The organism is Nocardia fusca NBRC 14340 (assembly GCF_001618425.1).
Lineage (GTDB): Bacteria > Actinomycetota > Actinomycetes > Mycobacteriales > Mycobacteriaceae > Nocardia > Nocardia fusca.
Window position 1 is genome coordinate 146,227 of record NZ_BDCU01000040.1, and the last position, 21,885, is coordinate 168,111.

Below are 21,885 nucleotides of genomic sequence, written 5' to 3' on the forward strand. Positions count from 1 at the left end.
GATGGCCGCGACCGCGCCCCTGGTCGTCCTCGGTGAGGTACGCACCTGCCTGCTGCCGTCTTCCACCGCGCTGACCCGAGCCGAGGCCGGGGAACTACTGGCCCTGCTGCCCGGCTGCGGCGTGCGGTGGCGGGAGCGACCGGGCACACTGGGCCTGTCCCCCACCACGGCGGTGGGGGTCGATTGCGATCTGCGGCTGGGTGAGCAGCCCGCCCGGATCGTCGGCACCGTGGCCACCAGTCTCGCGCTGGCCGGCGGGCGGGTGCTGCAGTCCTCGGCGCGCACCCGGGTGGTGCGGGCCGCGGAACGCCGCCGCCAGACCTGGTCCCACTACATCAGCCAGAAGGGGGTCACCGAGGTCGTCACCCGGATTCCCGAGCGGATGGCGGCGGGAAACGTCCTGGCCGACGGCTATCTCGCCGCCGACCCGCTGCCGGGTACCGCCCCGCTGGACCTGGCGTCGATCAGTGAACGGCTGCTGGCCCGGGTCCGGGCCGACTCCCGGCTGGACCAGAACCCACCGGTGCAGGCCGGGACGACCCGACTGCGCTGGACGGCCCGGGTCGGCGGCAGCAGCGGTCCGGCCGCGACCCTGCACCTGGACGACGACACCGTCCGCTCGGTGCGGCTGATCGTGCGCGACGAAACCGATCTGGAGGCGGCGCAACGGTTCTGCGAGGATCTGGCCGCGCATGATTGGCTGCTGACGGTACTGGCCGACGCACTCGACGAAGCGGACCGGTTCGCCCCGCACAGCCGCGAACGGATCGATATTCTGGCGCCCGCTCTCGAACATCTGGCCGGGCTGTGGATGCCGGGCGCGCATACGCCGCCGGTACTGCGCGCGCTGTGGAAGGATCTGCAGAACGATCCGGGTTTCTCCCGGCAGTGGAACACGCTGGTGGGCCGGTTACGCGACAATATCGCGGTCGCCACGCTGTCGGCGTTGCGGCACAAGATCTTCGACGCGGAGTGGTGATCCGCCCGCCACAGCCCCGGCTACATCCGGAACCACTTCCGGACCAGCAGTGCGAAGAACACCGACATCGATACCGCGCCGGTCCAGGCCTCGACGACGAAGAGCGTCCGCACGGCCCGGGGCAAGTCCTGCGTATCACCGGGGCCCGGCGGATTCAGGAAACCGGTGACGCCCATGTAGACCGTGTCGTCGACCGCCTTCCCACCCAGCAGCAATGCCACACCGGTGAACACCAGCATCTGCAGGATCACCCAGCCCAGCAGCCACGAGGGCCGGTACCCGTGACCACACAGGAGATAGGAAGCCTGTCCGGCCCAGCGCCGCAACCCGTGCGGTAGTCCACGGGTGTTCGCACGCGCCAGGTGCAGGCCGCAGCGGTCCTCGGCTTCGTCGTCCTCGTTCACCCGGTACAACGCCATGGCGCGGCGGAACGCCAGCGCCGCGTGGGTGGCCAGGCCCACCTCCGACAGTTGCGCACCGATCGCCTCGTATTCCTCGGCCAGCAGGGTGTTCTGCCGGGCGCTGAGTCGCAGCGGACCGCGGAACTCGACCTCGGCGGCCATGAGCGCGGCCGGTACCGCGCTGGGAACCCGCCAGCCCTCCTCATCGGGGCGGGGATCGCGGGCCGCGCCGTAGAGGTGCGGGAAGACCAATGTGTCGGAGTGACGGCGACGCGCGCTGGGCGGATCGTAATCGTCGAGCACGGCTTCGACGTGCACGGCGAAGGTGTCCAGTGACATCCGCTCGGGATGCGCGGCGGCATCCAGCTCGGCGGTGTAAGCCGCTGCGTGCCTGGCGATCCTGGTGGAGACCGACGCCACGAACGGCGAGATCTCGCCCATACGAGCCAGTTTAGCGTTCAGGGATGGAGTCGGAATTCGTACAGGTCGCGGGGCTCCCCGGGCCCGAAGTAGCGCTCGTCGTGTTCGACGAACTCGAAACCGGCCTGTTTGAACAGATTTCCGGCGGGATGATTGTCGGGCCGGACCGTGAGGTACACCGTGCCGGTACCCAGTTCGCGGCATATGTGCAGGGTCTGGTTCAGCAGCGCGCGACCGAAACCGGCACCCTGGTACCGCTTGGCCACGGCGAAGGTGAACAGCAGCGCCCGTCCGGACTTCTCCAGGGTGAGCGCGTACCCGATGACCGTGCCCGCGACCTCGGCGACCAGCCATTCCGAACCGTGCAGGTCGTAGAGCTGGCGCAGCATCAGGTACAGGTACGGTTCACCGAACACCTCGGCCTCGATGGCCGCGATGTCCTCGAGATCGGCAAAGCGGGCCTGCCGGTACACCGGTTGTGGCGCCTCCGCGATATCCATGTGCTCCCTCGTCCCAGGGCATACGCCGTCCGCTACCAGCCTAGAACGTCGGCTCGCCGACCGCGCCAGTGTAGAGCTCGCGCAACCGTTCCGTGATGCGCCACGTTCTATCGTCGGCATACCCGCCGGCGGCGGTCTGTCACAGGAGGCCGGAATTCCGACTTGACCTGAACATTAGTTGAGGATTCAGAGTGGGTGCCGGAGCGGCGCACCCGCCCGCCCGGCACACCCTGGAGGAAACATGGATATCGCCGCCACATCCGGCGCCGGCACACCCCTGCGCGTCGCGGTCATCATCGGCAGCAGCCGCGACGGCCGTTTCGCACCCGCCGTGGGCGACTGGTTCCTGACCAGGGCATCGCTGCGCGCCGAGCTGGCACCCACCACCATCGATATCGCGGACACCGAACTACCGCACACCTTCGGCGCGCCCGCCGCCGGCCTCGCCCGGACCCGGGAGACGCTCGCCGCCGCCGACGCCTTCGTCGTGATCACGCCGGAGTACAACCACAGCTATCCCGGCACCCTGAAGAACTTCATCGACCTGCACCACGCGGAATGGCAGGCCAAACCGGTGGGTTTCGTGAGCTACGGCGGTATTTCGGGCGGGCTGCGCGCGACCGAGCACCTGCGCACGGTGTTCGCCGAACTGCACGCCGTCACCGTCCGCGACACCGTCAGTTTCCACAACCCCTGGGGGCAGCGCGACGATACCGGCGCGCTGGCCCCCGGCTCCGGCGCCGAGACCGCGGCCACCACGCTGCTCGACCAGCTCGTCTGGTGGGGCGAGGCGTTGCGTACCGCTCGCGCGGCGCGGCCCTACGCGGCGCACTGAGCCCGGGCCCGCCGCCCGGCGGCCTGGCACCCCCGGCGGCCGCGCAGCCCGGCAGAGGTGACAGGGACGGATACCCCGTAAGCGGCTGTCACGCCTGGTCATACGATGTCGCGGTGACCGAATACGACCACCTCGACACCTCGGCCCTGCCGGAACGCCAGCGCCGCATCCTCGCGGCGATACGGGAATGGGTGGTGCGGCACGGTTACCCGCCGAATACCCGCCAGCTCGGTGACGCCGTCGGGCTGCGCTCCTCGTCCTCGGTGTCGAAGCATCTGAAAAGTCTGGAGGAGAAGGGCTTCCTGCGCCGCGGCGACGGAGTCTCCCGGCCGATGGACGTGCGGCTGTTCCTGAACGCCGGAGCCGGGGCGGAACCCGCCCGGGATGCCGTCGCGGTCCCCGTCGTCGGCGATATCGCGGCGGGTACGCCGATCCTCGCCGACGAGCACACCGACGATGTGCTCACGCTGCCGCGGGAACTCGTGGGCCGCGGCACCGTGTTCGGGTTGCGGGTGCGCGGCGATTCGATGGTGGACGCGGCCATCTGCGACGGCGATATCGTGGTGGTGCGCCGCCAGCCCGACGCGCAGACCGGGGAGATCGTCGCCGCGATGCTGGACGGGGAGGCGACGGTCAAGGTGTTCCGCCGCCGCGCCGGTCACGTGTACCTGGAACCGCGCAACCCTGCCTATCAGGTGATCGACGGCGACCACGCGGTGGTGCTGGGCAAGGTCGTCTCGGTGATGCGGCGTATGTGAACGCCGCGCCCACCGCCCGGCGGCCGCGGGCCGATGGTGCATGATCGAACGTATGGGAACAGACCCGGGACCACGGGTCCCCGACAATCTCCACGATTTCCGCACCCTCGCCCGAGCCCGGCTGGCAGTGTTCCCGCGGATAGCGGTACCCGATACCGACGGATTGCGCCGGGCCGCCGTGGTGCTGTGCGTGGTCGAAACCGGTGGATCGCTGTCGGTGCTGGTCATCAAACGTGCCTATCGCGGCCGCAACGCCGGGCAGTGGGCGCTGCCCGGCGGCCGCGTCGAACCGGGCGAGACCACGCAGCAGGCCGCTCTGCGCGAACTGCACGAAGAACTCGGGCTGACGACCGGCCCCGAGGACGTACTCGGCACGCTCGACGATTTTCCGGCCAGCTCCGGATTCGCCATCACTCCCCTGGTGGCGACGCTGTCCGATATCACGCGCCTGCACCCGAACGCGGACGAAGTCCATTCGGTCCACCGGGCCGCCTTCGACCGGCTGGCCGCCGACGACACTCCGCACTGGGTGCTGCCGGACTCCGCCCGCATGCACGACGGCGCCCCCGCGGTCGACGCCCCGCCCGGTGAACCCGGCCTGCTGCAGATGCGCTTGGGCCCGAATATGACGATCCACGCCCCCACCGGCGCCCTGCTCTGGCAGTTCCGCGAGGTGGTGCTGCTGGGCAGCGAACCGAAGGCGGCCCGGGTCGCGGACTTCGCTCAGCCCATCTGGACGCGGCACTGAGCGCTCACGCCCGCGCACCGGTGCCCGCGACCCGGCGGGCGGCCCACGGCCGCTAACGAATAGGTAAGTACCCCACTAATTAGTGGGTACTTGTCTCAGCGGCAGTGACCCCAAAGAATCGTCCTCGGCGCCCCGACGCCACCCGAACAAGAGCGGACGACCACAGGAGCGCGCGCAGTGACAGTTTCTACACAGACGACGGTGACCGTGCTCGGCCTGGGGGCAATGGGCCGAGCGCTGGCCGCGGCCTTCGTTGCCGCCGGACACCCGACCACCGTCTGGAACCGCAGTCCGGGGAAGGACGCCGATCTGGTCGCACGCGGCGCTACCCGCGCCGCGACGGTGGAAGAGGCCGTGCGAGCGAGCACTCTCGTCGTCGCGTGTCTGTTCGACCACGGGTCGGTGCACGAGGTTCTGGATCCGGTGGGCGAGTGGCCGGCCGACCATGCGCTGGTGAATCTCACGAGTACGGAACCGGCCGGGGCCAGGGAATTGGCCGAATGGGCGGCGGCGCTGGGCATCCCCTATCTCGACGGCGGGATCATGGCCACCCCGTCGATGATCGGGCGGCCGGGGTCGGCACTGCTCTACAGCGGCTCGTCCGCCGTCTTTCAGACCTATCGCGAGACGCTCGAAATCTTGGGTACCGCGGAGTATTTCGGCAGCGATGCCGGTCGTGCCTCTGTGGTCGACTTCGCCCTGCTCTCGGGCATGTACGTAATGTTCGCGGGCTACTACCACGGTGCGGCCATGGTCCGCGATATCGGAATGTCGGCCGAGGAGTTCGGCAACCGGGCCGCGTCTTGGCTGGCCGCCGTGCTCCCGTCACTGCCCGCGGCCGGAGCGCAGATCGATACCGGCGACTACTCCGAGGTACTGCAGCCGCTGACGTTCACCAAAGCCGCCTTGGACGCCATCGTGTCGGCCAGCCGGGACGCCGGGGTCGATCTCGATATCATCGGCCCGGTCCGCGATCTCGTGGACCGTCAGATCGCGGCCGGACACGGCGCGCAGAGCTCCGAACGCGCCTTCGAAAGCCTGAATCCGCGCCCCCGCACCGCTGCCTGACGTCCGGGCCGCGCGGCGGAGGTGTGGATCACCGAGTCGCCGGTCGGGCCACCTCGGCGTTCTGCGTTCGAAGGCGGGAAGCCGAAGAAGCCCGGACCGCGCCGGTTGCCCGCCCGGTTACGGGCGGACTACCGGCGCACTGAACTCGCCCAGGGTTCGGTAAGTCCGGGGCCCCGACTCGCGACGCCGTGACGAGTGGCAGAACCGGGGCACTGCGCACTACGCCCGCCACAGCGCCGGCACCCGATCACGCACTGCGAAATCGCCGACCGGGCCGTTGCGGCCGCGTCACCGCGCTGTCCCCGCTCAGGGCCCCGCGGTGCCGGGCTGCGCGTCGGGCCGGCTGGCCGAGCGCTGGCCCTCCGGCACGATATCGGGCTCTTCCTCCGCCAGCCGGCGCTCCATCGGTTCACCCTCTCGCTGCTCCCGCGGCGTAGTGGCGTACCGGTCCGCGGCCGACCAGTGGTCGGGCGGATCCATACCCTCCTCGAGCGGGTCGGCGGCCAGTTCGTCTTCGTCCAGTTGTTCGCCGGTCGAGGGAATCGCACTGCTCGCCCACTCGGCGATCTCGGGGGATTCCGTGCCGGGGTCCTCGGTTTCGTTCATGGTCGCGTGTTTTCCCGGACCCCGCCGCGCAAACAGCTCGCCGCCGATTTCCTCGTGCCCGCCGTCACCGGTGCGGGTCCACCTCGACCCGGCCGGTTTCCCGGTTCTCGACGCCGCGACCACGGCGGCTGCCGTCGTAGGCCGATTCCCGCAGCCGCTGCACCGCACGGGGAAGTAGAGCCACATCGGCGGGGTGGTTGAGCACGGGATCGTAGAAATCCGTGCGATGTTCGCCCGGGTCCGCCGCGCGCAGCGCCAAGTGGCCGACGGTCTGGCGCGCGGGCCCGTAACCGGCGACCGAGATCGTGTACCCGATCTGGTGCTCGTGCACATGCCGCGCCAGGGCCGACAGCGAGGTGCTGGTGGGTAGCCCCGGGTCCGGCTCGGCGAGCACCCAGAGCGGAGCGGAATCGTCCCACTGGTAGGGCAGCAGACTGCCGAACCGCGCGCTGTCCCAGCCGCGCGCGACGGTCAGGGACAGCCGGGCGATCGGGCGCTGCCCCGTGGTGGCCAGTGCGAAATCCCAGGGCTTCTCGTTGATATCGAGCACCCGGAAGGCGAGGCCGAGGACATCCGGGATCCCGCCGGGGGTGCCCACCCCTTTCGACAGGCGCCCGATGGTCGCGCGGTCGCCCTCGCCGAACAGCCGGGTGAATTCGGGTTCGGCGCGGAACCGGCCGGAGAGCCGGACGCCGCGCGGGTGGAAGAAACGGGCGTGCCGGAGATGGGCACCGGCGTCGAACGCGCCGCGCACCAGCGCCGACACCGGAGCGAGTGTCAGTCGATCGGTCATCATGAGTTTCCCTTCGGATCACGCCAGCCCTCGTCTCCGACGAGCTGGCTGGACTGCGGCCCCATCAGCAGCATGCCGCCGTCGACGACATAGGACGCTCCGGTCACATATCCCGCGGCGGGGGTCGCGAGGAAGGCCACCACGGAGGCGACTTCCTCGGCGTGGCCGGGCCGGCCCAGCGGCAGCCCCGGCCGGGGTTGTTCACGGGGATCGGCGTCCTCCTGCCCGGTCATCGGGGTGGCGATCTCCCCGGGCGCCACCGAGTTCACGGTGATGTCGTATTCGGCCAGTTCCAGCGCCAGCACTTTGGTCAGCGCACCGAGGCCCGCCTTGGCCGCGCAGTAGGGCGCCGCCCCGACCTTGGGCGCGTGCTCGTGCACGCTGGTGATATTGATGATCCGCCCGCCGCGGCCGGCCTCGGCCATATGCCGCACGGCGCGTTGCGTACAGAGGAATGCGCCGTCCAGGTCGACCGACAGCACATGCCGCCAGGTGTCGAAGTCCATATCCATCGCCTTCTGCGCGGAGCCGGTACCGGCGCAGTTCACCAGCACATCCACTCCGCCCAATTCGTCGGCGAGTTCGTCCACGGCGGCGGTACTCGTGGGCAGATCGTCCAGGTCCATCTGCCGGACAGCGGCGCGCGCACCCCGGTCGCGGGCCAGCCCCGCCGTATGCACGGCGCCGGCCTCGTCCGAGTGGTAGGTGATCCCCACATCGACACCGCCGCCGGCCAGCGCCACCGCGATCGCCCGGCCGATCCCCGAATCGGAGCCGGTCACCACGGCCCGTAGCGGCGCGCCTATACGTTCTTTCGGTAAGGGAGCGATAGTAGCCATAGGGCGCGGCTACCCGGACGGATCGCTATCACACAGCCGGTCGTCGACCGGATCGCGACCACCGACGCCGGAGGTGAACTCACGGTGCCGCGCCACTCCCCCGGCGTCGGGGGCCAGCGGCGGCGTGTCGCCACCACGGCGTTCGCGCAGGGCTTCGAGGAACTCACGCAGCGCGTCGGTGGCGCTGACCCGCGGCTGCCAGCCGAGTTCCGTCCGGGCCCGGGTGGTGTCCATGATCGGCAACTGCATCATCGCGTCGAACAGACCGGGCGTGGCGGGCACCAGGCGTAGGTGCCAGGCGCCGGCCAGCGCGGTCCGGACCGGCCACGGGGGCACTTCGACCGTACGCACACCCAGCAGCCGCGCGAGCTCGGCGCGATCGAGGACCGGTTCGGCCGCGATATTGAACGCGCCGCGCGCGTCGGAGAGCACCGCCGCCGTATAGGCACGGCCGGCGTCGACGCTGTGCAATGCCTGGAAGCGCAGCCCGCGCGGATACGGCAGCAGTGGCAGCAGTCCCGGCCGGACCAGCCGATCGGGGAGCAACGGTCCGGCGAACAGCCGGCGCTGCTGTGCGGCCGAGGCGCGCTGGAAGGTGAACGCCGGGCGCATCCGGACCAGGCGGCAGTCCGGATGTTCGTATTCGAAGAGGTCCAGCAGCCGCTCCACATAGGCTTTCTCGACCGCGTAGGACGCCCCCGGCCAGCCCTCGGTCGGCCAGCCCTCGTCGACCGGCTCGTCACCGGTCGCGGGCGAGTAGGCAGCGACCGAGGAGGCGTGTACCAGCGCGGGCACCCCGGCCGCGGCCACCGCGGCGAGCACCCGGCCGGTCCCCCCGACATTGGTTCGCCAGGTGTCGCCGGGCCGCCGCGTGGGCTGGAACACCCAGGCCAGGTCGACCACCGCGTCGGCGCCGCGGAACAGCGACACCAGATCCGCGGAGCGGATATCGGCCGCCACCCATTCCACCCCCGCACGCGTGTGCTCCGGTTTCCGCCGGGCCACGCCCACGATCGAATCCACCGTCCCGGTACCGCTCAGCTGCTCGAGCACCGCGATACCCACATTTCCCGTGGCCCCCGTGACGATCACCCGCATATGTTCACCTCGCTGTCCGTCGGGGTGTGCGGCATACCCGGGTTCGCGGTGCCGACACAGCCGGGCGGGTTCCGGTTCGGCCGCTCGCCCCGGGCCGCGGCTCAGCCCGCGAGGATCTGAGGCGAAAGCACCTTGAGCATGGCGTTGGTCCAGCGCAGCTGGCGCAGCGTACCCGGGTGGCACTGCGCGGCCAGGTCCAGCAGTTCCGGTTCCCGGGCCGCCTGCGCGCCCTGGGCGAGCAGCTCCCAGTCCACCGACACCCCCGCCGCGAGCTGATGCAGCCGACGCAGGTCCCGCAGGAGCCGCAGCCCCGGGTCCGAAGACCGGCCGACCGCTCCGCGCAGCCGGCGCGCTCGGGGAAGCCGGACCCGCAGGTGGCGTCGGCCGTGACCTCTCGCCGCCCCGAACCGGGGCGCGAGCGCGTCCAGTTCGCGGAGATGGTCCTGCGACGAGCCGGCCAGATCCCGGGCGGTGTGGTGGATCTCGTACTCGGCCCGGTGCCGGACCGCGACGGCCGCCAGTTCCCCGGCGAGTTCCCGCTCGGAGAACTGCAGTTCCTCGATGACGATATGCAGTTTCACCGGCCACCTCGGTCCTCGGCGCGGAGTTCGTACAGCCCCGGACCGTAGCGGGCGTGTGCTCCCCAGGGTTCGGCGATACGGTCTCGAGTCTTCATACCCCGCAGTTACCCAGGACGTCGCGGATTCATCGCACCGGTCCCGGGCCGGGAACCGGCTCAGGCGCCGGGACGGGCGCCGGGGGCACTCGGGGCCGAATGTCCGGGGAGCACGCACACCGCGTCGAGTCCGAGAACATGGTTGAGTCGGCCGAAGGCGAGCCAGGAGCCCAGGCACATGCTCAGCTCCACGATCTCGGCCTGGCTGTAGTGCGCGGTCATCCGGGACCAGAAATCCTCGTCGAGGTTGTGGTGGTCCAGGGCGTAGCGTTCGGCGTATTCGGCGGCCAGCCGGGCCCGGTCGTCGAGCACCTCGGTGCCGCGCCAGTCGGCGACGGCGGCGTCGAAGCCCGCCTCCACCTTCTGTCCGTCGCGTTCGGTCCGCCAGTCCAGGCAGAACACGCAGCCGTTGATCTGGGCGATCCGCAGCCGCGCGGCCTCGAATTCGCGCAGGCCCAGGGTGGTGTGCGCGTACACCGCCAGCGAGAAGTTCGAGGCGGCGAGACCGATGCCGGGCACCATCTCGCCCCAGACGTAGCCGATGGGATCCTTGCCTTCGGGAATATCAACTCTCATGAGGCGTTCCTTCCGAGCTTTCCGGCCGCCGGGCGCAGCGGGACATCGAGGGCGTCGTAGAGGCCGGGCCCGGCCGCGACCAGCCAGTCGATCGCACCGACCAGCCGCCCCACGGCGGTGGCGTTACCACCGGCCGCGTAGTTGCCGCCCTCGTCGGTCGCCTCGACGGTGACCTCGATGCGCGGACGGCCTTCGATGATCACTCGGTGCGCCCCTGCACCGTTGGGCGGGGCGGGCCAGTCCGGTGCGCACGACGGGTGGATCCGGGTGATGTGCTCCACCACTATCCGGGGCGCACCGGCCACGATGCCCTGCACTTCGAAACGCATGGCGCCCTGGGTGCCGGCCTCGAACTTGCCCATGGTCGCGGTCTCGACAGTGGTTTCCAGGGGCAGCCGCTGGACGGATTCGCGGACCTCGTCGAGTTCGACGCCGAGCGCTCGGGCCATGAGCCGCACCTGTCCGCCCCACACCATGGTCGGGACCGTGGGTGCCACCATGGGCGGTACCTGGTCCATGGGCTGACCCATGCCCACCAGGTAGCGCACGGAGTCGGGCTGGTCGTAGGTGGAGTAGTCGAAGATCTCCTGGCAGCGCACCACCTCGACGACGCTGCCCAGACCGCTGACGAGCAGCGGCAGCACATCGTTGCCCCAGCCGGGATCGATTCCCGATACGAACAGGGAACCCCCGCCGGATTCGATCGCGGCCAGGACCGGTTCCCGGACCTCGGGCGGGGCGCCGCGCTGGTCGTATAGGGCGTAGAGCGCCGGGGTCACCACCACCGCGCCGCCGCCGATCGCGCGGACGATATCGGCGAGGGCGTCGTCGGGCCGGATTTCCCCCGACGCGGCGTACACCACCGCCCCGGGCCGGGCCGCCAGCACCGCGTCCACATCGGTGGTGGCCGCCACGCCCAGCGACCGGTCGAGCCCGGCCAGGTCGCCCGCGTCCCGGCCCGCCTTCGCCGGGTCGTGCACGAGGACAGCCGTGAGTTCGAGTTCGGGGTGGGCGTCGACCGCCCGTACGGCGGCGCGGCCCACATTGCCGGTCCCCCAGACGACCGTCGAGATCATCGCCGGATTCTAACAAGCGCTTGGTTGTGAAATGGGCGAATCGGCAGCTTCGCAGGTGATACCGCGCCGGTCCGCGCGTGGCCGATATCTCCGCCGCCGGGAATGCCGCCCAGGCGCCGCCGCCGTATCGTCTACCCGGTGATGGAATTCCTCACGGAGACAACGGGATCCGATTTACCCTCGGTTACCCGGATGTTACTGCGCGCTGACGGATCGATGACCAGGCTGCTGGAGGCGCTGATCGGCCGCCCGCTGGCACTCGACCTCACCGATCAGCACACCACCACGGGAGGTGACCTCGACCCCGCGGTACGCACGGCGCTCGGCTGTGCCGATACCGATCCCGTGGTCGTGCGCCACTCGACCCTCGTCACCACCGGCGGCGCGGCCGTCTCGTGGAACTGCGTGGCCGTGGTGGCCACCGACGACGAACTCACCGCCCTGCTCACCGACGAACGGCTGCCCATCGGCCACAGTCTGGCCGGCGCCCGCCGCCACCTCGCGCGCACGGTCCTGGGCGCGGGCGTCACGCGCTGGCCCGCGGCCGGTGGCCAGGAAGGCATGCCCTGCGCGTACAAGGAGAGCGTGCTGTCCGACCATCGGTCGACCGTGGTGGCGCATCTGCACGAACGGTTCAATCCCGCCTATGTGCCGCTGGCGGCGGCCCGATGAGGGTGCTGGTCGTCGGCGCCGGGATCGGTGGGCTGACGACGGCGCTGAGCCTGCACGCGGCCGGTATCGAAGTCCGGGTGATCGACCGGGTACCGCGGCTGCGCCCGCTCGGCGTCGGCATCAATCTGCTGCCGCACGCGACCGGGGTCCTCGCCGAACTCGGACTACACGACGCGCTCGCCGCGCGGGCGGTCGCCACCTCCGAACTGGTGCACTACGACCGGTTCGGCAACGAGATCTGGCGGGAGCCGCGCGGCGTGGCGGCCGGACACCCGTGGCCGCAGTATTCGGTCCACCGCGGCCGGCTGCAGGCGTTGCTGCTGGATACGGTGTACGACCGGCTCGGTCCCGGCGCGGTACGGACCGGGTCCCGTTTCGTCGCCGCGAACGAAGAAGACCGGCAGGTCCGCGTCACGATCGACGAGCACGGCGGCGACACCGCGATCGAGCTCACCGCGGACGCGGTGATCGGCGCCGACGGGCTGCACTCCGCGGTGCGGGCACACCTGTACCCGGACGAGGGCCCGCCACGCTGGAACGGAATCCGGATGTGGCGCGGCGTCGCGACCGCGGCGCGCTTCCTCACCGGCACCTCGATGCTGATGGCCGGCAGCAATCACGCCGCCAAACTCGTCGCCTATCCGCTCGGCCCCGCCGCACCGGGCAGCGACGAGGTCCTCGTCAACTGGGTCGCCGAGGTGCGGATGCCACAGGCCGGCCAGGGCGAGGCCGAGTGGACGTATACCGGACGGCTCGACGATGTCGCACCGCACTACCGCGGCTGGCGGATCGCCGGCCTCGACGTGGCGGAGTTGCTCGCCGCGAGCGAGACCGTCCTGGAGTACCCGATGGTCGACCGGGATCCGCTGCCGCGCTGGAGCTTCGGCCGGATCACCCTGCTCGGTGACGCCGCGCATCCCATGTACCCGGTCGGCTCCAACGGCGGTTCGCAGGCGATCCTCGACGCCCGGTCGGTGGCCGCCGAACTGGCCGGCGCGGGCGACCCGGTTGTCGGATTGGCGGCCTACGAATCGGCACGCCGCGAAACGGCGAACTCCGTCGTGCTCGCCAACCGGGACATTCCGATGGATCGCGCATTGCGGATGGTCGCGGAACGGGCGCCTCAGGGTTTCGACCGCATCGAGGATGTGCTGACCGCCGAGGAACTCCACGCCATCGCCGACGGGTACCGGCGCACCAGCGCTGTCCGGTAGCCGGCCCGGTACCGCCGGCTACCGCCGCTGCCCTCCCCGCTAGCCCGATTCGGGGAGCCGGTCGCCCTGCACCACCTGGATATCCAGATCGATCTTGACCGTGGTGCCGATCGCCGCCACTCCGGCGCGGACCACCGCGTTGTAGTCGATGGCGAAATCGTCGCGCCGCAGCGTGGTCTCGGCGTGGAACGCGGCCCGGACCCCGCCCCACGGGTCCGGGCCGAACCCGCCGTAGGTCAGCGCGAGATCGACCGGCCGGCGCTGTCCGTGCAGGGAGAGCACACCCGACATCACCCAGGTGTCGCCGCCGGTGCGGCTGAGACCGTTGCTGGTGAAGGAGATCAGCGGGTAGTTCTCGACGTCGAGGAAATCGCTGGACCGCAGGTGGGTGTCGCGCATCTCGATACCGGTGTCGATGGTGGCGGCCTTGATCTCGGCATAGCCGGCGGTCTGTTCGAACCGCTCGGCGATATCGAGCCGTCCGCTCACCTCGGCGAATCGCGCCTTGATACTGGAAATTCCCAGGTGACGGGCGGTGGCGATCACCGAGGAGTGCACCGGATCGATGGTCCACGGGCCGGCCGGGGGAAGGGCGACGGCCTCGACCACCGGGGCCAGCGCCACCTCGCCCAGCGTGCCCGAGCCCGAGGACGAGATCTGCACCGCCCGGGCGGCGGGCTGATAACCGGCGGCGGTGAGCACCGCGGTATGCACGCCCGGACGCAGCGGTTCGGTGGATACCGCGCCGTTCTCGTCGGATACCGCGCGGCAGATCTGCCGACCACGCATATCCGTCACGGTCAGCACCGCGTCGGGTACGGGCCAGCCGTCGGCGCCGTGGATGCGGCCGGTCAAACCGGGCATGGGCATCACCTTTTCACCATTCAGAGTTGATTAGCACAAGCAACTAGTTGCCGATGCCGAATATACCCACGTCATCTCCCCGCCGACAGGGGTGCCTGCCTTCACCGCTCGATGACCGACAGTTCGCCGCCGATCCGGACGAAGGCCGTGGGCGTGAGGCCGAACATCGCCCGGAAAGTATCGCTGAAATGCGACGGTGAGGCGAACCCCGCGTCCGCGGCCGCCCGGGTCAGATCGTGCCCCGCCGCGTGGGAACGCGCGATGTGCACCATCCGCGCCCACTGGACGTAGCGCCGGAAGCTGGTGCCGGTCTGCCCGGCGAACGTGCGCAGGAAGTAGGAGGTCGACAGTCCGGCCGCGCGGGCGCAGTCGGCGGCGCGATACGGGCGGGCGGGCTCGGCCCGGATCGTGGCCGTCGCCGCAGCGATCCGCGTGTCCCGGATCACCGGCAGCGGGACGCTGGCCAGTTCGAGGAGCCGCTCGATATCGGGTTCCGGGTGCCGGCACAGTGCGACGAGTTCGTTCTCGTCCTGGTGGGCGTACGCGAACTCACCGGTGGTCCGGGTCATTCCGCCCAGGCAGCGGGTCAGCCGCGCGCTCGTGGGATCGAAGAAGCAGAACAGCATCCGGCCCTGCGTGCCGGTCACATGGTGGACCACCCGCGCCCGGAACAGGAAACTGCGCGCGGTGATATCCGCCGCATCCCCGGCGCGCACTCGAAACGGCGCGTCCACCCCCACCCCGAGCGAGGGAAGGGCGGTGGAATGCGGGGCCAGGCCCAATCCGGGGCCCAGGTAGACGGCGTGCCCGGAGCGCACCCACAGCCGCGCCGCCGGCGCGGGTGCGGCGCACGTTTCCGGAAGTGCCGAGGTGGTCATACGGGCGACGATACCGGCGTGTACTCGACGATTCCGGTGAAGAAACCAGCACCGACCCCAGGAGGCAGCCGATGACGACCGATCGGATCGACCCCGCCGCGCACCGTACGCCGGCGTGGCACGAGACCATTGTGGACGGTGCCCGGCTGTGTTATGCCGCAGCGGGTTCCGGCGACCCGCTGGTGCTGCTGCACGGCTGGCCGCAGTCCCACCTGGCCTGGCGGGAGCAGATCGGGCCGCTGTCCGACGGCCGTCGGGTGATCGCGCCGGACTGGCTCGGCTGGGGTGCTTCCGCGCGCGATACGGCCCTGCCCTGCGATTACGACAGCGAGGTCGACCGGCTCGCGCGAATGCTGGACGCGCTGGAACTCGACCGCGTCGACCTGGCGTGTCACGACTACGGCGGCTTCCTGGGGCTGGGCCTGGCCCAGCGCCATCCGGACCGGGTCCGGCGACTGGCGATCCTCAACTCGCGGGCCCACGGGACATTCGTCACGCGCTACGCCTTGCTTTTCGGCGCGTTCACCACTGCCGCCCGGCACGGACTCGGCCGGCGCCTGGTCGCGGCACCCCCGATCCACGCCGTGCACCGCTGGGGCCTGCACCGGTATGTACGCAACAGCACCTTCACGCCCGAGCGGCTCGAGCAGTACCTCGACATGCTGCGCACCCCCGAGGGACGCCGCTGGTACGCCCATTTCTGGGCCGGTTACCAGGTCCGGGTCCGCCCGGAACTGGGTGCGCGCCTGGGCGAGATCGACTGTCCCACCACTGTCGTCTGGGGCATCCGGGACCCCGCGATCCCGATGGCCACCGCCGAGGAACTCGCGCGCGAGATACCGAACGCCGAACTGGTGCGTATCGACGCCGATCATTTCCTGATGGAACAGCGACCGGAGGAGGTCACCGAGGCACTGCGGCGCTGGCTGCGGCGGCCCGCGCGGTGACGTCCGGAGGGCACGACTCCATCGGGAAGCCGAGACCCGGACACTACAGCGGGCCCGAAATCACCGGTGAGTACCGGAAACTCGTTGGCCACCGGTCCGCGGCGGCGGCCGGTCCCGGCGGCGGAGGCTACCGGTGCGATGCGCACCGGTAGCGGTACCGCCGAGGGCATGAGTGTGGGCCTCCGGGGTAGCCGCCACTCATGAACCCACGCAGGCGACCGGTCCGGCTGGGCCGTGGACTGTGTCACCACCCGGCCCCGGGACGGAGGCCGCGCGGCGACGGTCCCGAGCCTCGCCGCGAAGAGCCGGTGATTCGGCGATGACGCTGCATATCGGCACCTCCGGCTGGCAGTACCGGGACTGGCGCGGTGTCCTCTACCCGGACCGGTGCCCGCAACGGCTGTGGCTGGAACACTATGCCGCGGGTTTCGCGACCGTCGAGAACAACAACGCCTTCTACCGGCTGCCCGCCCGGGAGACCTTCGCGGCCTGGCGCGAGCGGACTCCCGCCGATTTCGTCGTGGCGGTCAAGGCCAGCAGGTTTCTGACCCATATGAAACGCCTGCGCGACCCCGAGGAACCGGTCGCGCGGTTGCTGCGGCATGCGGGCGGCCTGGGACCACGGCTCGGGCCGGTGCTGCTGCAGCTTCCCGGGACGCTCCGGGCCGACCCTGGCCTGCTGGAGACCTGCCTGCGCTGTTTCCCCGGCGATATCCGGGTCGCGGTGGAGCCCCGGCACGATTCGTGGTGGTCGCCGCGGATCCACGGTGTGCTCGAGGACCACGGCGCCGCACTCTGCTGGGCCGACGCCGGCTCGCGCCCGGTGACCCCGCGCTGGCGGACCACCGACTGGGGCTACCTGCGACTGCATCGGGGGCGGGCGGCCCCGGCGCCCCGCTACGGGACGCGCGCCCTGCACACCTGGGCCGAGCGCCTCACCGGCACCTGGTCCGACACCGAGGACGTCTTCGTCTATTTCAACAACGACCCCGGTGGCGCGGCCGTCCGGGACGCCGTCGAGTTCGCGGCGCTCGCCACGCGGGCCGGCGCCACGGTGACGCGCACACCTACCGGCATTCCCCCCTACCCCCCGACCTGACGGAGCGCCGCGCCGAACCGTTCCCGTTTCCCGCGCGGCCCACCGGGTATCGCGCCTGCGTCCGACGCCGCCCGCCGCGAGACCGAACTCGCGGTGGCCATCGACGACTACAGCGTTCGGAGGAACCATGCAGATCGGCTACAAACTCGCCGCCGAGGGCTTCGGCCCCGCCGAACTGGTCCGGCAGGCCGTCCGCGCCGAAGCCGCGGGATTCGATTTCGTCGAGATCAGCGACCATTTCCACCCGTGGCTGGACAACCAGGGCCACTCCCCCTTCGCCTGGACCGTACTGGGCGCCATCGCCGCCGAGACCGAGCGGATCGGACTCGCCACCGGGGTCACTTGTCCGACGGTGCGGTACCACCCCGCGATCATCGCGCAGGCGGCCGCCACGCTCGCGATCCTGTCCGAGAACCGGTTCACCCTGGGTCTCGGCGCCGGGGAGCGGCTCAACGAACACATCGTGGGTGAAGGGTTCCCGGGGGATGTCGCCGGCCGCCACCAACTGCTGCGGGAAGCGCTGGAGATCATCCGGTCGCTGTGGGAGGGTGGCTACCGCTCCTACGACGGCCAATTCTTGAAGCTGTCCGATGCCCGCGTGTTCGACCTGCCCGACGAGTTGCCGGTGATCGCGGTGGCCGCCGGTGGCAGCCACGCCGCCGAGATCGCCGGCGAACTGGGTGACGGGCTTTTCGCCACCGAACCGAAACCGCACCTGGTCTCGGACTACGAGGCGGCGGGCGGCACCGGCCCCCGCTACGCCGAGGTGCCGATGGCCTGGGCGCCCGACGAGCACACCGCGGCCCGGGCCGCCCTGGACACCTCGCGCTGGGCACTCACCGGATGGAAGGTGATGAGCGAACTGCCGAACCCGGTGAATTTCGCGGCGGCCTCGGCGACGGTTCGCGAGGAGGACATTCTGGAGAACTTCGCCTGTGGGCCGGACCCGCAGCGCTACCTCGACGTCGCGCAGCCGTTCGTGGACGCCGGTTTCGATCATCTGGTGATGCAGAACGCCGGGCCGGACCCGGACGGGTTCATCGATTTCTACCGCATGGAACTGGACGAACCGCTGCGCAAACTGAGTCCGCAACCGGCCTGACCGCGCCGGGCCAGAGCTGCCCGGCTGCCGCTGCCGGCCGGCGCCGGTGATTTCGCCGGAGCCGGATTCGATCCGCTGTGGCCGGGTACGCGCCCGCCGTGACTGGCATGAGTATCAGAGAAGTAGCGCAACGACCCGGACCGTTCGCCTCGCTGTACATCGACGCCGAACACGACACCGAGGATGCCGAACGGCAACGCGCTCTGCGCTGGCGGGCGCTCGCCGAGCGGCTGGCCGCCGAGGGCGCTTCGGAACAGATGATCACGGTGCTCGGCGATGCGGTCACCGGTGGCCCGCCCGAGCCGGGCCGGGCCGGGCGGTTCCTCGTCGCCGACGCCGAGTCGGTGCTCATCGACCGGGGGTTACCCGGGCGTCCGCAGCCGGAGATCGTGCGGGTCTCTCCACTGCCGTACCTGCTGCCGCTCATCGAGCACGAGGCCGGCGAGGTACCGCACGCGGTGGCGGTCGTCGACCGGGTCGGCTCGGATATGTACGGCGTGGACGAGCACGGCGAGGTCGTCGAGGAATCGGTCGAGGGCACCGGGCATCCGATACACAAGGTGCGCCACGGTGGCGGCTGGTCGCATCGTTCGATGCAGCGGCGGGTGGAGGAGACGGCCCGGCGCAACGCCGGCGAGGTCGCCGAGGAACTCACCCGGGTCGCCCAGCGCGTCCACGCGCAGGTGGTGGTGTTGGCCGGAGAGGCCGACACCCGGTCCGCGGTCCATGGTGCGCTGGGTTCCACCGGCGCGCGAGTGGTGGAAGTCGAGACCGGCGGCCGCGCCGAGGGCTCCGGCGAGAGCGAACTCGACGACGCGGTCCGTGAAGTCGTCACCGAACAGGCCGACCGGCAACGCGCGGAGATCACGGCGCGTTTCGACAAGGCCCACGGCCGCGACGAGGGCCTGGCCGTCACGGGATTGTCCGAAACGGTCTGCGCGCTGCTGGCCGCCAACGCGGAGAACGTGCTGATCAATGCCGCCGCACTCGGTGATCGCACCGTCCGCATGGATCCCGGGCCGCTACGCGACCCGGCCGCGCTCGGTGCCCCGGGCACGGCCACCGGCACGACCTGCCGCGCGGACGAGGCGCTGCCGGTGGCGGCGCTGGTCCGCGGTGGCACGGTGACCCCGATCGGCGCGGAGACCGCGCCGCGGGAGGGAGTGGGGGCGCTGCTGCGCTACGCCTGAACCCACCCCACGGAACGAGGCAGGAGAACGATATGGAGCGAGGAAGCAGCAAACACGGTCCGGCCCGCGACGACGAGCTGGCCCACGAACTACAGGGCACCCCGCGGGGTAACCGGTCGAGCCGGGCCGAGGAATGGCACGACCCGGAGCCGCCGGCCGACGACGACAATCTGGCGAACGAACGCGTGGACCGGACCGAACGCCGCGACCGCGGCGTCTGACCGGCTCCGTCGGCACCGCACGCCGGCCGATCGCGGCCGCGCGGTGCCGTCGTCGCACACCACCCGTAGCCATCGGATCATGGGTATACGAGCCATCGTTCTCCCGGTCTGCGCAGCGGCGGTACTCCTGTCCGCCTGTACGACGAGCTCGGTCGAGCCCGCCCCGGTACCTTCGGTGGCTGCCGCTCGCATGGACAGAGTGCACGGCGACCTCGACGCGGTGATCCGCTCGGGTGCTGTCGGGGCCATTGCCACGCTCACCGAGAACGACGCGACCGCCGTCGCCGCCTCCGGCCTGTCCGATATCGCCGCGGGGACCCCGATGCCGACCGATCATCCCCAGCATGTCCGGGTCGGTAGCGTCACCAAGGCTTTCACCGCCGCGATTGTGCTGCAACTGGTCGCCGAACACAGGATCGACCTCGACCGGTCGATCGACGCGTACCTGCCCGGTCTGCTCACCGGTGCCGGGGTGGACGAGCACGCCCTCACCGTCCGCCAGATCCTCGGCCATCGAAGCGGACTGCCCGAACTGCCCGGAACCCCGGAGACGAACGAGTACGAGGCGGCGAAGGACGGCCGCACCTACACCCCCGCACAGGAGATCGCAGCCGCCCTGCGGAATCCCGCGCAGTTCGCCCCGGGCACTCGATTCGAATACACGAATACCAATTACATCGTCGCCGGCATGCTGATCGAGGCGGTGACCGGACACCGCTACACCGACGAGCTGCGCGACCGCATTCTCACTCCGCTGGCACTGTGGGACACCTACCTGCCGGCCACGGGAGAAACCGGTCTGCGCGACCCGCATCCGACCGGCTACGCCACCATCGACGGCACCGTTACCGACGCGACGCGGGTGGAGCCGTCGCTGCCGTGGGCGGCCGGCGCGCTGGTCAGCACCGGCGCCGACCTCAATCGATTCTTCCTCGCGCTGCTGTCCGGTCGGGTGGTGCCGCAGACCCAGCTGCCGCAGATGCTCGACGGGGTCGACATGGGCCGCGGTGACGGCATGTCCTACGGGCTCGGCATCGCATACACCCGGCTACCGTGCGGCCTGCAATATGTCGGCCACCTCGGTAGCATCCACGGCTTTTCCGCCATGTCCGGCGCCGCTGCCCCAGAGCTCGCGGTCACCTTCTCCTTTACCGGTACACCCTCCACCGTGGATGTCCGCGACCTGCTCACCCACGCCCTGTGTGGGTGAACGACCACGCCTGTCCGTCCATCCCACCCGGCCGGTGGCACCGCGCTGCATGCTGCGCCCGCAACCCCGCAACCCCGCAACCCCGCACGCCCGGCCCGGCCGCCCCGGACGGCGGCCGGGCGGGGCGGTCAGGACGGCATCTCGGCGGCCTGCGCGGTATCGATCACGCCGAAGGTTTCGCCCTGCGGCGCGCTGAGTACGCCCATCCGCCCGAAAGGGCTGTCGTCGGGGCCCATCAGCAGGGTCGCGCCCAGACCGGTCGCCGAGGCGAGGATCGCGTCGGTGTCCTCGACCTGGAACCAGCTCAACCAGTACGACGGCCCGGCGCCCGGGTTCTTGGTGGAATCGTTCAGACCGCCGACCGGTTCCCCGTCGGGAGCAAGAGCGAAGGTCGCGTAGTCGACGTTCACCCCGTCACCGATCTCGGTGAACGTCCAGCCGAACACCTGGGCGTAGAACTCCTGCGCGCGCTGATAGCCGTCGGTGTGCAGTTCGTTCCAGCAGTAGGCGCCCGGCTCGTTGTAGACCGCCGCGCCGAAGTGCTGCTTGGCCTGCCACACCGCGAACGCCGCCCCGGTGGGATCGGTGGCCACCAGCATCCGCCCCACATCCAGCACATCGAACGGTGCCATGACCACGGTGCCGCCGGCCGCCACGATCGCGGCGGAGGTGTCGTCGGCATTGTCGGTGGCGATATAGGTGGTCCATGCCGACGGCATCGGTTGCCCGGGCGGTTTGGGGCCGATTCCGGCGACCGGGCGACCGTCGCGCAGCGCCATCAGGTAGCCGCCGGCTTCCGGCGCGCTGTCGGCGATGTCCCAGCCGAACAGGTCGCGGTAGAACTCACGGGCGCGGTTCGTATCGTCGACCTGGCAGTCGGTCCAGCACGGGGTGCCGGCCGGCCAGGGAGTTTCACGTATCGGCATTGCGTGTCCTCCGTGTTCCGTTTCGGGTTCGCGCGAGTCGAGCGATAACAGGCCGAGAGGGCCGGATGGGACAGACCCGGATGAGACAGACGCCGCACGGCCCGCGTTGTCGCGCCGCGGTCCATGGCGAGCCAACCGTATCCACCTGGCGGCACGCGGGCAACAACCGTCCAGCACACACGACTTTCA

At 70.6% G+C, this 21,885-nt stretch carries 25 protein-coding genes; 13 read left to right on the forward strand and 12 right to left on the reverse strand.

The window, feature by feature from the left end:
• Position 1 precedes the first annotated feature (1 nt).
• Complete coding sequence (locus tag NF4_RS25745) at positions 2–979, forward strand: SCO2521 family protein (protein ID WP_063129955.1); 978 nt, start codon at positions 2–4, stop codon at positions 977–979.
• 20 nt (positions 980–999) lie between these two features.
• Here the strand turns inward: NF4_RS25745 and NF4_RS25750 are convergent, their stop codons facing one another.
• Together NF4_RS25750 and NF4_RS25755 are read right to left on the reverse strand one after the other, a co-directional pair.
• The gene (locus NF4_RS25750; protein ID WP_063129956.1) at positions 1,000–1,821 is read right to left on the reverse strand and encodes a hypothetical protein; all 822 of its coding nucleotides are present in this window, start codon (positions 1,819–1,821) and stop codon (positions 1,000–1,002) included.
• 17 nt (positions 1,822–1,838) lie between these two features.
• Entirely contained in the window at positions 1,839–2,300 is a 462-nt protein-coding gene (locus tag NF4_RS25755; RefSeq protein ID WP_063129957.1) for a GNAT family N-acetyltransferase, read from the reverse strand.
• A gap of 241 nt (positions 2,301–2,541) precedes the next feature.
• Here NF4_RS25755 and NF4_RS25760 point away from each other — a divergent pair, with 241 nt between their 5' ends.
• The 4 genes from NF4_RS25760 (at position 2,542) to NF4_RS25775 (ending at position 5,709) form a co-directional block, all read left to right on the forward strand.
• Positions 2,542–3,135 carry an NADPH-dependent FMN reductase gene (locus NF4_RS25760; protein WP_063129958.1) on the forward strand — a complete coding sequence of 198 codons (594 nt, stop codon included), beginning with the start codon at positions 2,542–2,544 and terminating at the stop codon, positions 3,133–3,135.
• Positions 3,136–3,248: 113 nt separating this feature from the next.
• Positions 3,249–3,893: a transcriptional repressor LexA gene (gene lexA / locus NF4_RS25765; RefSeq protein ID WP_063129959.1), complete on the forward strand. Its 645-nt coding sequence runs from the start codon at positions 3,249–3,251 to the stop codon at positions 3,891–3,893.
• Positions 3,894–3,945: 52 nt separating this feature from the next.
• On the forward strand, positions 3,946–4,641 hold the full coding sequence (locus NF4_RS25770) for an NUDIX hydrolase (protein WP_063130009.1): 696 nt from the start codon (positions 3,946–3,948) through the stop codon (positions 4,639–4,641).
• Between the two features lie 177 nt (positions 4,642–4,818).
• A complete protein-coding gene (locus tag NF4_RS25775; RefSeq protein WP_084533456.1) occupies positions 4,819–5,709 on the forward strand; it encodes an NAD(P)-dependent oxidoreductase in 891 nt (296 codons plus the stop codon).
• A gap of 306 nt (positions 5,710–6,015) precedes the next feature.
• Here NF4_RS25775 and NF4_RS36870 read toward each other — a convergent pair whose 3' ends face one another.
• The 7 genes from NF4_RS36870 to NF4_RS25810 form a co-directional block, all read right to left on the reverse strand.
• Complete coding sequence (locus NF4_RS36870) at positions 6,016–6,315, reverse strand: hypothetical protein (protein ID WP_232330650.1); 300 nt, start codon at positions 6,313–6,315, stop codon at positions 6,016–6,018.
• 64 nt (positions 6,316–6,379) lie between these two features.
• Positions 6,380–7,108: a hypothetical protein gene (locus NF4_RS25785; protein ID WP_063129961.1), complete on the reverse strand. Its 729-nt coding sequence runs from the start codon at positions 7,106–7,108 to the stop codon at positions 6,380–6,382.
• Positions 7,108–7,947, reverse strand: a complete 840-nt coding sequence (locus NF4_RS25790; protein ID WP_063129962.1) for an SDR family oxidoreductase — start codon at positions 7,945–7,947, stop codon at positions 7,108–7,110. The genes NF4_RS25785 and NF4_RS25790 overlap by 1 nt, the downstream gene beginning before the upstream one ends.
• 9 nt (positions 7,948–7,956) lie before the next feature.
• Positions 7,957–9,045, reverse strand: a complete 1,089-nt coding sequence (locus NF4_RS25795; RefSeq protein ID WP_063129963.1) for an NAD-dependent epimerase/dehydratase family protein — start codon at positions 9,043–9,045, stop codon at positions 7,957–7,959.
• Between the two features lie 101 nt (positions 9,046–9,146).
• Positions 9,147–9,626, reverse strand: a complete 480-nt coding sequence (locus NF4_RS25800) for a hypothetical protein (RefSeq protein ID WP_063129964.1) — start codon at positions 9,624–9,626, stop codon at positions 9,147–9,149.
• Between the two features lie 155 nt (positions 9,627–9,781).
• A complete protein-coding gene (locus NF4_RS25805) occupies positions 9,782–10,297 on the reverse strand; it encodes a carboxymuconolactone decarboxylase family protein (protein ID WP_063129965.1) in 516 nt (171 codons plus the stop codon).
• Complete coding sequence (locus tag NF4_RS25810) at positions 10,294–11,373, reverse strand: NAD(P)H-dependent amine dehydrogenase family protein (protein WP_063129966.1); 1,080 nt, start codon at positions 11,371–11,373, stop codon at positions 10,294–10,296. Before NF4_RS25810 ends, NF4_RS25805 begins: the two co-directional genes overlap by 4 nt.
• Positions 11,374–11,589: 216 nt before the next feature.
• On the opposite strand from NF4_RS25810, the gene NF4_RS25815 reads away from it, so the two are divergent.
• A complete protein-coding gene (locus NF4_RS25815; protein WP_198165487.1) occupies positions 11,590–12,045 on the forward strand; it encodes a hypothetical protein in 456 nt (151 codons plus the stop codon).
• Positions 12,042–13,259, forward strand: coding sequence for a flavin-dependent oxidoreductase (locus NF4_RS25820; protein WP_063129968.1), 1,218 nt, complete (start codon positions 12,042–12,044; stop codon positions 13,257–13,259). Before NF4_RS25815 ends, NF4_RS25820 begins: the two co-directional genes overlap by 4 nt.
• Before the next feature lie 39 nt (positions 13,260–13,298).
• Here the strand turns inward: NF4_RS25820 and NF4_RS25825 are convergent, their stop codons facing one another.
• Entirely contained in the window at positions 13,299–14,123 is an 825-nt protein-coding gene (locus NF4_RS25825) for a YceI family protein (protein WP_063129969.1), read from the reverse strand.
• Between the two features lie 101 nt (positions 14,124–14,224).
• On the reverse strand, positions 14,225–15,001 hold the full coding sequence (locus NF4_RS25830; RefSeq protein ID WP_063129970.1) for an AraC family transcriptional regulator: 777 nt from the start codon (positions 14,999–15,001) through the stop codon (positions 14,225–14,227).
• A 71-nt stretch (positions 15,002–15,072) separates the two neighbouring features.
• Here NF4_RS25830 and NF4_RS25835 point away from each other — a divergent pair, with 71 nt between their 5' ends.
• The 6 genes from NF4_RS25835 to NF4_RS25860 all read left to right on the forward strand — a co-directional run bounded on the left by NF4_RS25835 (position 15,073) and on the right by NF4_RS25860 (position 20,770).
• Positions 15,073–15,948 carry an alpha/beta fold hydrolase gene (locus tag NF4_RS25835; protein ID WP_063129971.1) on the forward strand — a complete coding sequence of 292 codons (876 nt, stop codon included), beginning with the start codon at positions 15,073–15,075 and terminating at the stop codon, positions 15,946–15,948.
• A 319-nt stretch (positions 15,949–16,267) separates the two neighbouring features.
• Positions 16,268–17,047 carry a DUF72 domain-containing protein gene (locus NF4_RS25840; RefSeq protein WP_063129972.1) on the forward strand — a complete coding sequence of 260 codons (780 nt, stop codon included), beginning with the start codon at positions 16,268–16,270 and terminating at the stop codon, positions 17,045–17,047.
• Positions 17,048–17,174: 127 nt separating this feature from the next.
• The gene (locus NF4_RS25845) at positions 17,175–18,149 is read left to right on the forward strand and encodes a TIGR03557 family F420-dependent LLM class oxidoreductase (RefSeq protein ID WP_063129973.1); all 975 of its coding nucleotides are present in this window, start codon (positions 17,175–17,177) and stop codon (positions 18,147–18,149) included.
• Between the two features lie 107 nt (positions 18,150–18,256).
• Complete coding sequence (locus tag NF4_RS25850) at positions 18,257–19,339, forward strand: Rv2629 family ribosome hibernation factor (protein ID WP_063814716.1); 1,083 nt, start codon at positions 18,257–18,259, stop codon at positions 19,337–19,339.
• A gap of 32 nt (positions 19,340–19,371) precedes the next feature.
• Positions 19,372–19,560, forward strand: a complete 189-nt coding sequence (locus NF4_RS25855; protein ID WP_063129975.1) for a hypothetical protein — start codon at positions 19,372–19,374, stop codon at positions 19,558–19,560.
• Between the two features lie 190 nt (positions 19,561–19,750).
• Positions 19,751–20,770 (forward strand): serine hydrolase domain-containing protein, encoded by a 1,020-nt coding sequence (locus NF4_RS25860; protein WP_232330651.1) that lies wholly within the window; start codon positions 19,751–19,753, stop codon positions 20,768–20,770.
• 128 nt (positions 20,771–20,898) lie between these two features.
• Here NF4_RS25860 and NF4_RS25865 read toward each other — a convergent pair whose 3' ends face one another.
• Positions 20,899–21,696 (reverse strand): VOC family protein, encoded by a 798-nt coding sequence (locus tag NF4_RS25865; RefSeq protein ID WP_063129977.1) that lies wholly within the window; start codon positions 21,694–21,696, stop codon positions 20,899–20,901.
• Positions 21,697–21,885: the final 189 nt, after the last annotated feature.